Source organism: Streptosporangium sp. CA-135522, assembly GCF_050949235.1.
Lineage (GTDB): Bacteria > Actinomycetota > Actinomycetes > Streptosporangiales > Streptosporangiaceae > Streptosporangium.
Genome location: NZ_CP192026.1, coordinates 2,620,411 through 2,631,693, shown reverse-complemented (window position 1 = coordinate 2,631,693; position 11,283 = coordinate 2,620,411). Strand labels below are relative to the sequence as shown.

The following is an 11,283-nucleotide window of genomic DNA, read 5'->3' as shown; positions in this document are numbered from 1 at the left end:
CGGGCCGCGGCGGTGCGAAGCGGGCCGGCCCGTTGTGTTACAAAGCAGCGTGGAACTGGACCGGCTGGACCGTGACATCATCGGGGCGCTCGTCGAAGACGCCCGTAGCACCTATGCGGAGATCGGGCAGAAGGTGGGCCTGTCGGCGTCGGCGGTGAAACGGCGGGTGGACCGGCTGCGCGAGACGGGAGCGATCACCGGGTTCACCGCGCGGGTGGAACCCGCGGCGCTCGGCTGGACCACCGAGGCCTACGTGGAGTTGTTCTGCGCGGGCAAGACCTCGCCGTCGGAGATCGGGGTGGCCGTCGCCCGCCTTCCCGAGGTGGTCTCGGCGTGCACCATCACCGGAGAGGCCGACGCGTTGCTGCACATCAGAGCCACCGACGTCCGCCATGTGGAGCAGGTGATCGAGCGCATCGCCTCGGAGCCGTTCGTGGTGCGGACCAAGAGCTCCATCGTGCTCTCACGACTGATCGCCACCCCGCTGATCACCTCGCACAACGAATCGACGTTCGTCGCCTGAAGCACGCAAGAGACCCGCGCCAACACGCAAGAGCAGGCTCTTGGCCCGCGCGAACCCCGTTCTTAGGCTGTTGCCATTCCTGCCACGACGTCCTTTACGGGGTTCTCCATGACGAGGCATTACCTCATGTGCCGGCCTGACCACTTCGCGGTCGAGTACGCGATCAACCCGTGGATGGATCCCGAGGCCGGCGCCGACCGCGAGGTCGCGATCCGGCAGTGGGAGGGACTCAAGAGCGCCTATGAGGAGATCGGTCACCGGGTCAGCCTGATCGACCCGGTGGAGGGCCTGCCGGACATGGTCTTCGCCGCCAACGGGGCGCTGGTCGTCGGCGGCCGGGTGTACGGCGCGCGGTTCACGCATCGGGAGCGCGCCGCCGAGGGGCCGGCGTACCTGAAGTGGTTCGTCGACAACGGCTACGACCGGGTGCACGAGGCGGCGTTCACCAATGAGGGCGAGGGCGACTTCCTCACGCTGGACCATGTGGTGCTGGCCGGAACGGGTTTCCGCACCGACATCACCGCGCACAAGGAGGCCCAGGAGTTCCTCGGCCGTCCGGTGGTGACGCTGCAACTGGTGGACCCGCGTTTCTACCACCTGGACACCGCACTGTTCCCACTAAACGGACATAACGTGGCATACTTCCCGGGGGCCTTCTCGGCGGGGAGTCAGGAAGTGCTACGGAATCTGTTCCCCGACGCGATCATCGCGGACGAGGACGACGCGACCGTGCTAGGCCTCAACGCAGTCAGCGACGGCACCCGCGTGGTGATCAACGCCGAGGCGGCCAACCTTCAGCTGGAGCTCAAGCGCCACGGCTTCGAGGTCATCCCGGTCGAACTGTCCGAGCTGCGCAAGGCAGGCGGCGGACCCAAGTGCTGCACGCTTGAGATCCGGGGATAACCGCAGGTAGAACGGCAAAGACCAAGGAAACGGCGAATATCGGATGACCACCACAGACAAGTTCATCGAGCTCAGCGAGCGCCGCAGCGCGCACAACTACCACCCCCTTCCCATCGTGATCCACGAGGCGCAGGGCGCCTGGGTCACCGACGTGGAGGGGAAGCGGTTCCTGGACTGCCTGTCCGGTTACTCCTCGCTGAACTTCGGTCACGGTAACCCGAAGATCGTCGGGGCGGCCCAGGAGCAGCTGGCCAGACTCACCCTGACCAGCCGCGCCTTCTTCCACGACCAGTTCGCCACCTTCGCCGCCGGGCTGGGCGACCTCACCGGCAAGGACATGGTCCTGCCGATGAACACCGGCGCCGAGGCCGTGGAGACCGCGATCAAGGTGGCTCGCAAGTGGGGCTACGAGGTCAAGGGCGTGGCTGCGGAGCAGGCCAACATCATCGTGATGGAGGACAACTTCCACGGCCGCACCACCACGATCGTCAGCTTCTCCACCGACCCCGACGCCCATGACGGATTCGGCCCCTACACCCCGGGCTTCAGGATCGTGAAATACGGTTCGGTCGAGGCGATCCGCGAGGCCGTCGACGCCAACACCGTCGCGGTGCTGCTGGAGCCCATCCAGGGCGAGGCCGGCGTGCTGGTCCCGCCGGACGGCTACCTCACCCAGGTCCGCGAGCTCTGCACCGCCGAGAACATCCTGATGATCGCCGACGAGATCCAGTCCGGTCTCGGCCGCACCGGCGACACCTTCGCCTGCGACCACGAGGGCGTCGTGCCCGACATCTACGTGCTCGGCAAGGCCCTGGGCGGCGGCGTCGTCCCGGTCTCGGCCATCACGGCCAACGAGGACGTGCTCGGCGTCATCAAGCCGGGTCAGCACGGCTCCACCTTCGGCGGCAACCCGCTCGCCTGTGCGGTGGCCAACGCGGTCATCGAGATCCTCAACACCGGCGAGTACCAGACACGGGCCAAGGAGCTCGGTGCGGTGCTGCACGAGAGGCTGCGCGGCCTGATCGGCCATGGTGTTGTGACCGTGCGCGGCCGCGGCCTGTGGGCGGGCGTCGACATCGACCCCTCCCTGGCCACCGGCCGCGAGGTCTCCAAGGCCCTCATGCGCCGCGGTGTCCTGGCCAAGGACACCCACGGCTCCACCGTCCGCCTCGCCCCGCCGATCGTCATCTCCGAAGAGGACCTTCTGTGGGCCGTCGACCAGCTCGCCGACGCCCTCGCGGAGTTCGCGAAGTGATCTCACGGTACGGCTCACGCCCGCCGGCGTGAGCCGTACCGGCCGGTCACCCGTGACCGGCGAGCTTCACCGTGGTGACCTCGGAGATCTCGGTGGCGGCCGCGGTGTCCCAGCGGACCGACAGCGGGCGGGTCTCCAGCGACAGCGTGGCCACGGCGTTGGAGAACCACGGACCGTGGACGATCCGCCACTTGAACGGAGGCTTGGGGATCTTGGCCAGGCGTGACAGCCAGCCGCCGACCAGGGTGGCCAGGCCGAACTGGGCCACGATGTTGGCCAGGCGGAGCGTGCGGCTCAGCGGGTTGCGGATCGGCGAGCAGACGAGCTGGTAGATGGGCAGGCCCTCGGCCTTGGCGACGTAGGAGTAGTGCACGTCGCCGGAGAGCAGGATCACGGGCTTGCCGGTTCGGGCCAACAGCCTGGACAGATCTTCGAAGGAGCGGCGGAAGGCCGCCCAGTGTTCCAGGTCGACGGCCTGGCGAAGCGCCTCCGACCAGCGTGCCGCCCTCTTGCCCCAGGCCCCCTGGGCCAGGGCCTCGTTCCAGTTCTGGATGTGGTGGATGCCGGCCGGAAGCAGGAACGGCACCGATGAGCCGATCACGAAGCGCTCGACGCCGCTGTCCCGGAGCTGCTCGGTGAGCCACTCCCACTCCACCGGGTCGATCATGCGCCGGTCCCCGGGGGTCAGCTGCCGGGCGCAGCGGGAGTCGAGCATGATCAGACGAGTGTCGCCGAGGTCGCGGGAGTAACTCCACCGGTTGTCGGTGGGAACGGCGTCGGCGTGCTCGGCGAACGCGTCGAGGATCTCGGCTCCGTCGCCCTCCGCCGCGCACAGCTTGCTGAGCAGGTCGTCCGACGCGCGCTCCTGCGGGGACATGTTGCCCAGGTGCTGGTAGATCCAGTAGGCCCCGAGTCCGGAGATCACCCGGCGCGGCCACCACGAGACCTTGGCCATCTGCTCGCGCCAGGTGGCGGAGGTGTTCCAGTCGTCGCGCAGGTCATGGTCGTCGAAGATCATCGCACTGGGCACCGTCGAGAGGATCCAGCGGATCTCCGGGTCGGTCCACGCCAGCCGGTACAGCTCGGCGTACTCCTCGAAGTCGGCGATCTCGCCCACCGGCTCGCCGTCCCTGCGGTTCGCGATGAACTCCAGCATCTCGACGGACGGCTCGTCGGCGTAGACCTGGTCGCCGAGCAGCAGCAGCAGGTCCGGCCACTCCTCCACGGGGCTGTTCATCATGCTGCAGCCGTAGGCGCGCAGCACGTCGACCCCGTGCGAGATGACGTGCATGGTGTCGTGCGGCACGCTGGTCCGGCAGGAGCCGAACATCACCCGCCGGGGTCCGCCGGGGCCGAGAAAGCGGATGTGGCTGGGCGGCTGGTCCGGCAGCGGCCACACCGCCCGCCCCGCCAGGCGGACCTCGTAGGCGCCCTCGGCCTCGACGTCGACGATCGCGTAGTGGTGGCCGTGCACCGTGAACGTCGACGCCTGCGACCGTGCCCCACCGACCTCGACCGTCACCTCGCACGGCTCGCTGGTCTCCACCCACACCGATGCGCCGGTCTCATTCACGTAACGCAGCAGCGGCCCGACCACAAGTTCCGGCACGTCCATCCCCTCAGCACTACAGAACGGCAGGCGTCCGAACAGGAGCCTGCCATATTGGCGCGTTGCCCTCACCGTGCCCAACCGCTCTGATCGGTAACGACAGATCAGTCCGGAAGTGAGGAAACACACAAAACTCGGTCATAAGATCGCAATACACCCAGTTTGTAGGTAAAAACCCCGCACGTAGCCCTGGGCGGAGCAATGGCGCTCCCCCATCGTATGGAGGCTCTCCTTCATGACTCTCATGGTGCCGTCAACGACGCCGGCAGCCACCACCCTCATCAGTCCCGGCCGCCAGGCCCTCGACACCGCGCTGTTCCAGCTCGACCAGGCGGCCGACCGGCTTCACCTGGACGACGGCCTGCGCGCGATGCTGGCCACCCCCCGCCGCTCGCTCACCGTCTCGGTGCCCGTCCGCCGCGAGGACGGCCGGATGGACGTCGTGCAGGGCTTCCGGGTCCAGCACAACACCACTCGCGGCCCCGCCAAGGGCGGGATCCGCTTCCACCCCTCCACCGACATCCACGAGGTCACCGCGCTGGCCATGTGGATGACCTGGAAGTGCGCCCTGGTCGGCATCCCGTACGGCGGCGCCAAGGGCGGCGTCTCGGTGGACCCGGGCTCGCTGACCACGCGGGAGCTGGAACGGGTCACCCGCCGCTACGTCAACGAGATCCTGCCGATCATCGGTCCGGACAAGGACATCCCCGCCCCGGACGTCGGCACCGACGAGCAGACCATGGCCTGGATCATGGACACCTACTCGGTGAACGCCGGCTACTCCGTGCCCGGCGCGGTGACCGGCAAGCCGGCGGCACTCGGCGGCTCCCTCGGCCGGACCGGAGCCACCGCCCGCGGCGTGCTGATCGCGGCCCTCAAGGCCATGCCCGGCTCTCCCGAGGGACGCACCGTCGCGGTCCAGGGCTTCGGCAAGGTCGGCGCGCCGGCCGCCCGCCACCTCGCCGACGCCGGCTGCCGCGTGGTCGCGGTCTCCGACGCCACCGGCGCGGTGATCGACCGCTCCGGACTGGACGTCGAGGACCTGCGAACGTGGGTGAAGGAGACGGGCGGCGTGTACGGCTACCGCCACGCCGACGCCCTGTCCCACGAGGATCTGCTGGAGCTCGACGTGGACGTGCTCGTCCCCGCGGCGCTGGAGGGCGCGATCACCGCGCAGAACGCGCCCCGGATCAGGGCCGGACTGATCGTGGAGGGCGCCAACGGCCCCACCACCCCGGAGGCGGACCGGATCCTGGCCGACGCCGGGACCACGGTGGTTCCGGACATCCTGGCCAACGCGGGCGGCGTGATCGTCTCCTACCTCGAATGGGTGCAGAACCTGCAGGCCTGCTCCTGGAGCGCGGGCGAGGTCGACGCCAAGCTCCGCGAGCTCATGGAGAGCGCCTTCGACACGGTGGCGCAGACCTCCGCCGAGCGCGGGATCAGCCTGCGCCAGGCCGCCCACGTCATCGGCGTGGGCCGGGTCGCCGAGGCCCACCGGATGCGCGGTCTGCACCCCTGACGCGGATGGCCCGGTCCCCGTGTGGGCCGGGCCGAAAGGCTGACCGGGCGGGCGGCCTGGTTCCCACGCGGAGGCCGGACCGCGAACCGGTCGGATGAGCGGCCCGACGCCCACGCGGGGCCGAGCTCACGGCCGACCGGATGAGCGGACGCGGAGCGAGCCGTGCCGCCTCAGGAGCGGACGGGACCGCTCAGATCCCGCTCCACCGGGCGGGAGGGCTCGTCCAAGGCTCTGACCAGCGCTTCCAGGTCGCGCATGAGCTGCTCGGTGCGCTCGGTGCCGTAGGCGGCCTCGATCACCCGATGATGGCCGGCGACCCCGCCCTCCACCCGGGTGAGCACATCGGCCCCGCGATCGGCCAGGAAGACCGCGACCTTGCGGCGGTCGGCCGGGTCGTGCCCCCGGTAGACGAGCGCGCGGTCGATGAGCCGGTCGATCGCCTTGGTCAGCGTCGGGTGCGGCATCAGGACCGCCTCGGCCAGCTCACCCATCGAGTGCCCCCGGCCGTCGGCCAGGGCACGCAGGATGCGCCACTGCTCGACCGTAATGTTCTCGGCGGTCACCGCGGCGGCGAGACCGCGGTTGACGCTGCGCTCGGCCCGGCTGAGCAGGTAGGCGAGCGAGGATCCCAGCCCGGTCGTCACCATGTGAGTCTCCCGCCTGTGTCCCGGCTAAGTAACGGGCCTGCCAAGACCCTCCTTTTAGGAGGATACTCGGCTGTGTGGCAGAAGCCATCACACCGGTCATAGAACCTCTGGAAGCTCAGCTCATCCGGAGCGACGCCTTACGCGTCGGACTTGTGGTGCCCGTTTCCGGGGTCCTCGGCCTGGTGGGGCCCTGTGCGATCAACTGCGCGATCCTCGCCGCCGACGAGGTGAACCTCGCGGGCGGGGTGCTCGGCAAGCCGATCGAGCTGGTCCTGATCGACGGCGGCGCCCCCGCGCAGCAGGTCGCCGCCGAGGTCGGGAAGCTCGCCGGCAGCGGCGCGATCGACGCGCTGGTCGGCACCTGCGGCAGCGATGTGCGGATCGCGGTGGTCCGGGCGCTGGCCGGGCGGGTGCCGTTCGTCTACGCCCCGCCGTACGAGGGGGGCGGCCACGCGCCGGGGGTCTACTTCCTCGGCGAGACCCCCGGCCGCCAGCTGCGGCCGGGACTTGACTGGCTGATCGACCGGCGCCGTGCCCGCAGGTGGTTCCTGCTGGGCAACGACTACGTCTGGCCGCGCCTGGTGCACGAGGCGGCCGGCCACCACCTGCGCGCCCGCGGCGCCACGGTGGTCGGCGAGCGGTTCGTGCCGTACGGCGTGCGGGATCTCGCGCCGATGCTGGAGGGGCTGGTCGCCAGCCGGCCCGACGCCGTGCTGCTCAGCCTGATCGGCAGCGACCTGGTCACCTTCAACCGGGCCTTCACCGCCGCCGGCCTGTCGTATCCGCGGCTGTGCGGGGCACTGGAGGAGCACGGCCTGCTCGGCATCGGCGGCGACGCGACCGGGGAGCTCTACGGCGCGATGGGTTATTTCGCGAGCCTGGTCACCGACGACAGCCTGAGCCTCGGCGAGCGCTACGTCCGCCGGTTCGGCGCCAGCGCGCCCCTGCTCAACGGGCACGGGCAGGGATGCTACGAGGCGGTGCTGATGCTCGCCGCGCTCGGCTCGCGCGCCGGGACGCTCGCCGTGCCCGCGGTGGACGCGATCGCCGACGGCACCTCCATCGTCACCGCGCGAGGCCGTCTGATGCTGCAGAACCGGGGAGTACGGCGCGGCGCGCACATCGGCCGGGCGGACGGCCTGGACTTCGACATCGTCCGTTAAAGGCGAGGCTTCGCCGTCGGCCATTAAAAGCTTTCGTCGGAAATCTTTTCCTTTTCAATAAAAAGTCCTATCGTTACGCCTGCACCCACATCTAGGAGCCGTCCATGGCCACTGATCCCTCCCTGGAGCAATTCGGCTACCAGCAGGAACTCCGCAGGTCGCTGAGCTTCAGCGACCTGCTCGTCTACGGCCTGATCTTCATGGTCCCGATCGCGCCGTTCGGCATCTTCGGCAGCGTCTTCCAGGCCTCCGGCGGAATGGTCGCGCTCGCCTACATCATCGGCATGGTCGCGATGGCCTTCACCGCGCTGTCCTACGCGCAGATGGCCAAGGCCTTCCCGATGGCCGGCTCTGTCTACACCTACGCGGGCCGGGGCATCACCGGCACCGTCGGTTTCCTGGCCGGATGGGTGATCCTGCTCGACTACGTGTTGGTGCCGGCGCTGCTCTACCTCATCGCGAGCGCGGCGATGGCCTCGTTCATACCCGCCATCCCGATCTGGGGATGGCTGATCGCGTTCGTGGTCCTGAACACGATCGTCAACTACGCGGGCATCCAGATGACCGCGCGGATCACCAAGATCATGCTGATCGGCGAGATCATCGTGCTGGTGATCTTCCTGGCCATCGGCCTGGTCGCGCTGGCCATGGGCAAGGCGCAGGCGGGCGCGCTGACCCCGTTGTTCGACTCCAAGACGTTCTCCTGGCCGCTGGTCTTCGGCGCGGTCTCCGTCGCGGTGCTGTCCTTCCTCGGCTTCGACGGCATCTCCATGCTGGCCGAGGAGAGCAAGGTCGACAGCCGCAAGATCGGCAAGTCGATGGTCGCGGCGCTGGGCCTGGCGGGCGCGCTGTTCATCGTGCAGACCTGGGTCGGCGCGCTGCTCACCCCCAACCGGGCCGACCTGCTGGCCAAGGGCGACCCCGCGGGCACCGCGTTCTACGACATGGCCGAGTTCGCCGGCGGCCACTGGCTCAGCGTGCTGACCGCCGTCGCCACCGCCATCGCCTGGGGTTTCGCCAACTCCCTGGTCGCCCAGGCCGCCACCTCGCGCCTGCTGTACGCCATGGCCCGCGACCGCCAACTGCCCGCCTTCCTCGCCAAGGTCCACCCCAAGCACAAGGTGCCGGTCAACGCCACCCTGCTCGTGGCCGCCGTCTCCCTGGCCGTCGGGCTCTACCTGACCAGCCGCGAGGACGGCATCCCGCTGATCAGCAGCCTGGTCAACTTCGGCGCGATGACCGCCTTCCTCGCGCTGCACATCTCGGTGGTCGTCCACTACGTCATCCGCAACCGCAGCCGCGACTGGTGGCGCCACCTGATCGCCCCGGTGATCGGCTTCGCGATCCTGGTCTACGTGGTGATCAACGCCAACATCGCGGCCCAGGTCCTGGGGATCGTCTGGCTCGGCATCGGCGTGCTCGTGCTCGCGACCTTCTACGCCTACGGCCGCCGCCCCCTGCTGGCCGCCCTGGGTGAGACGCACGAGACGCCCTCCCGGTAGCCACCGCGGCCCCGGGGACGCACCGCACCCCGCCCGACCCACTCGATCACGCAAGGACAGAGCACATGTTCGAAATCTTTCTTGAGGTGGAAGAGGGCTTCACCTCGGCTCTCCTCAACTCGGTGACGAACCTCAGCCGGGCGGGTGTGCGGTGAACGTCGTCTCCTACAGGCCGGCTCCCGAGGAGCTGAGCTACACCTTCGGCGGGCGCCCCGCGGTCGGCAGGATCAAGCCCGGCACGATCGTCGAGATGTACACCGAGGACTGCTTCGGCGGCCGGGTGCGCTCGGTCGACGACCTGCCCTCCAGCGTCTGCGACTTCCCCTACCTCAATCCGGTCACCGGCCCCTTCCACGTGGAGGGCGCAGAGCCCGGTGACACGCTCGCCCTGCACTTCGTCTCCATCGAGCCCGCCAGGGACTGGGCGGTCTCGGCCACCTTCCCCCACTTCGGCGCGTTGACCGGCACGCACACCACCGCCATGCTCACCCCTCCCCTGGAGGAGGTCGTGTGGCGCTACGACATCGACGTGGCCAAGGGCGTGGCCCGCTACCACGCTCGCAAGGGCGACTTCACGGTCGAGCTCCCGCTGGACCCGATGCACGGCACGGTCGGCGTCGCGCCGGGGGCGTCGGAGGCCCGGATGACGATCACCCCGGACGCCCACGGCGGCAACATGGACACCCCCGAGCTGCGCGCCGGGGTGACCGTCTACCTCGGGGTCAACGTCGAGGGGGGCCTGTTCGCGGTGGGCGACGGGCACGCCCGCCAGGGACACGGCGAGGTGTGCGGCACGGCCGTCGAGTCGGCGATGAACACCGTGGTCGCGGTGGAGCTGATCAAGGGGGTGAGCACCCCGTGGCCGCGCCTTGAGGACGACGAGCACCTGATGTCGACCGGCTCGGCCCGTCCCCTGGAGGACGCCTTCCGGATCAGCCAGCACGACCTGGTCACCTGGGCCGCCGACCTCACCGGCCTGGACACCCTGGACGCCTACCAGCTGATCAGCCAGATCGGCGAGGCCCCGGTCGGCAACGTCTGCGACACCAACTACACGATGCTCGCCAAGGCCCCCAAGGCCTACCTCGGCGGATCCGGCGTCTACGAGTCGGCCCACGAGCGGCTGCGCGCCCTCGGCCGGGCGTATCTGGACCAGCGCTGAGGGGGAACCCCCGGCGGTGAAAGCCGTCCCAGCGTCGCGCACCGCCGGGGCGCGCGACGCTGGGACAACGTGACCGGCCCCGCCGGGACGGAGGTCAGCCCGCGCAGGCGATGACGATGTCCTCGCAGATCGCGTGGGTGAGCAGGGCGTCCTCGGCGTCGATGCGGACACCGGAGCGGACCGCGTCCAGGAACTCCAGGCAGACCTGCTCGATGCCGCGCTGGCGGGAGACGGGGGTCCAGTCGCCGCGCCGGGTCGACGTCTCCGCTCCGGCGTAGTCGGTCACATCGGCGATGTTGACCACCCGGCGCTTGACGTCCTCCCCCATGACCTCCACGGTCTCCTCGACCGCCCCGCTCACCCTGTTCATGATCCCGAACGCGGTGAAACCGTCCCCGGACAGCTCCAGCGTGACGTGCTCCAGCAGGCCGTCCCTGACCCGGGTACGGATCCCGGTGTGCTCGGCCTTCCCCGGCGCCAGGAACCTGAGCGTGTCGACCACGTGGATGAAGTCGTCGAAGATCGCGGTTCGCGGATCCTCCGGCAGGCCCCTGCGGTTCTTCTGCATCACCACCAGGTGGCGGGGCAGCTCCAGCAGGGCCGCGTAGGAGGGCGCCCGCCGGCGGTTGAAGCCGACGAGCAGCGACCGCTCCGTCTCCCGTGCCAGCCGTACCAGACGCTCGGATTCGGTCAGGGTGTAGGCGATCGGCTTGTCCAGGTAGACGTGGACGCCCGCGCGCAGCAGCGGCTCGACGATCTTCACGTGGGCGCTCGTGGCCGCGTGCACGAAGGCCGCCTCGATCCCGGCGGCGAGCACCTCCTCCACCGAGGTGGAGCGGCGGTCGATCCGGTAGGCCTCGCCCAGGCGGTCGAGCGTGGCGCGGTTGCGGGTGCACAGGTGGAGGTCGAGGCCGGGCAGCGCGGAGAGCACGGGCAGGTACGCCTTCTCCGCGATGTCTCCCAGGCCGATCATGGCGGTCTTCATGCTCAGAGCGTA

Annotated in this window: 10 protein-coding genes; 7 read left to right on the top strand and 3 right to left on the bottom strand. The window is 69.6% G+C overall.

Annotated features, from left to right (window positions below; all coding sequences use genetic code 11):
* Positions 1 to 49 precede the first annotated feature (49 nt).
* From ACQPYK_RS12495 to rocD, 3 genes are all read left to right on the top strand, one after another.
* Complete coding sequence (locus ACQPYK_RS12495; RefSeq protein WP_433254349.1) at positions 50 to 523, top strand: Lrp/AsnC family transcriptional regulator; 474 nt, start codon at positions 50 to 52, stop codon at positions 521 to 523.
* Between the two features lie 108 nt (positions 524 to 631).
* Entirely contained in the window at positions 632 to 1,426 is a 795-nt protein-coding gene (ddaH, locus tag ACQPYK_RS12490) for a dimethylargininase (RefSeq protein ID WP_433254347.1), read from the top strand.
* Between the two features lie 43 nt (positions 1,427 to 1,469).
* On the top strand, positions 1,470 to 2,681 hold the full coding sequence (gene rocD / locus ACQPYK_RS12485; protein WP_433254345.1) for an ornithine--oxo-acid transaminase: 1,212 nt from the start codon (positions 1,470 to 1,472) through the stop codon (positions 2,679 to 2,681).
* Between the two features lie 46 nt (positions 2,682 to 2,727).
* Here the strand turns inward: rocD and ACQPYK_RS12480 are convergent, their stop codons facing one another.
* Positions 2,728 to 4,290 (bottom strand): alkaline phosphatase D family protein, encoded by a 1,563-nt coding sequence (locus ACQPYK_RS12480; RefSeq protein WP_433254343.1) that lies wholly within the window; start codon positions 4,288 to 4,290, stop codon positions 2,728 to 2,730.
* A gap of 235 nt (positions 4,291 to 4,525) precedes the next feature.
* Between ACQPYK_RS12480 and ACQPYK_RS12475 the strand changes: the two genes are divergently transcribed.
* Complete coding sequence (locus tag ACQPYK_RS12475; protein ID WP_433254341.1) at positions 4,526 to 5,812, top strand: Glu/Leu/Phe/Val family dehydrogenase; 1,287 nt, start codon at positions 4,526 to 4,528, stop codon at positions 5,810 to 5,812.
* Between the two features lie 170 nt (positions 5,813 to 5,982).
* Here ACQPYK_RS12475 and ACQPYK_RS12470 read toward each other — a convergent pair whose 3' ends face one another.
* Positions 5,983 to 6,459 (bottom strand): MarR family winged helix-turn-helix transcriptional regulator, encoded by a 477-nt coding sequence (locus ACQPYK_RS12470; protein ID WP_433254339.1) that lies wholly within the window; start codon positions 6,457 to 6,459, stop codon positions 5,983 to 5,985.
* Positions 6,460 to 6,533: 74 nt separating this feature from the next.
* On the opposite strand from ACQPYK_RS12470, the gene ACQPYK_RS12465 reads away from it, so the two are divergent.
* The 3 genes from ACQPYK_RS12465 (at position 6,534) to ACQPYK_RS12455 (ending at position 10,286) form a co-directional block, all read left to right on the top strand.
* The gene (locus ACQPYK_RS12465) at positions 6,534 to 7,622 is read left to right on the top strand and encodes a substrate-binding domain-containing protein (protein ID WP_433254337.1); all 1,089 of its coding nucleotides are present in this window, start codon (positions 6,534 to 6,536) and stop codon (positions 7,620 to 7,622) included.
* Between the two features lie 104 nt (positions 7,623 to 7,726).
* Positions 7,727 to 9,124 carry an APC family permease gene (locus ACQPYK_RS12460; RefSeq protein ID WP_433254335.1) on the top strand — a complete coding sequence of 466 codons (1,398 nt, stop codon included), beginning with the start codon at positions 7,727 to 7,729 and terminating at the stop codon, positions 9,122 to 9,124.
* Between the two features lie 151 nt (positions 9,125 to 9,275).
* Entirely contained in the window at positions 9,276 to 10,286 is a 1,011-nt protein-coding gene (locus ACQPYK_RS12455) for an acetamidase/formamidase family protein (protein ID WP_433254333.1), read from the top strand.
* Between the two features lie 94 nt (positions 10,287 to 10,380).
* Here ACQPYK_RS12455 and ACQPYK_RS12450 read toward each other — a convergent pair whose 3' ends face one another.
* Positions 10,381 to 11,271 carry a Gfo/Idh/MocA family protein gene (locus tag ACQPYK_RS12450; RefSeq protein ID WP_433254331.1) on the bottom strand — a complete coding sequence of 297 codons (891 nt, stop codon included), beginning with the start codon at positions 11,269 to 11,271 and terminating at the stop codon, positions 10,381 to 10,383.
* Between the last annotated feature and the right edge of the window lie 12 nt (positions 11,272 to 11,283).

What these genes read in the sequence shown, in the direction of transcription:
- rocD (WP_433254345.1), top strand. Translation starts at nt 1,470, where the DNA reads ATGACCACCACAGACAAGTTCATCGAGCTCAGCGAGCGCCGCAGCGCG.
- ACQPYK_RS12460 (WP_433254335.1), top strand. Translation starts at nt 7,727, where the DNA reads ATGGCCACTGATCCCTCCCTGGAGCAATTCGGCTACCAGCAGGAACTC.
- ACQPYK_RS12475 (WP_433254341.1), top strand. Translation starts at nt 4,526, where the DNA reads ATGACTCTCATGGTGCCGTCAACGACGCCGGCAGCCACCACCCTCATC.
- ACQPYK_RS12450 (WP_433254331.1), bottom strand. Translation starts at nt 11,271, where the DNA reads ATGAAGACCGCCATGATCGGCCTGGGAGACATCGCGGAGAAGGCGTAC.
- ACQPYK_RS12470 (WP_433254339.1), bottom strand. Translation starts at nt 6,459, where the DNA reads ATGGTGACGACCGGGCTGGGATCCTCGCTCGCCTACCTGCTCAGCCGG.
- ddaH (WP_433254347.1), top strand. Translation starts at nt 632, where the DNA reads ATGACGAGGCATTACCTCATGTGCCGGCCTGACCACTTCGCGGTCGAG.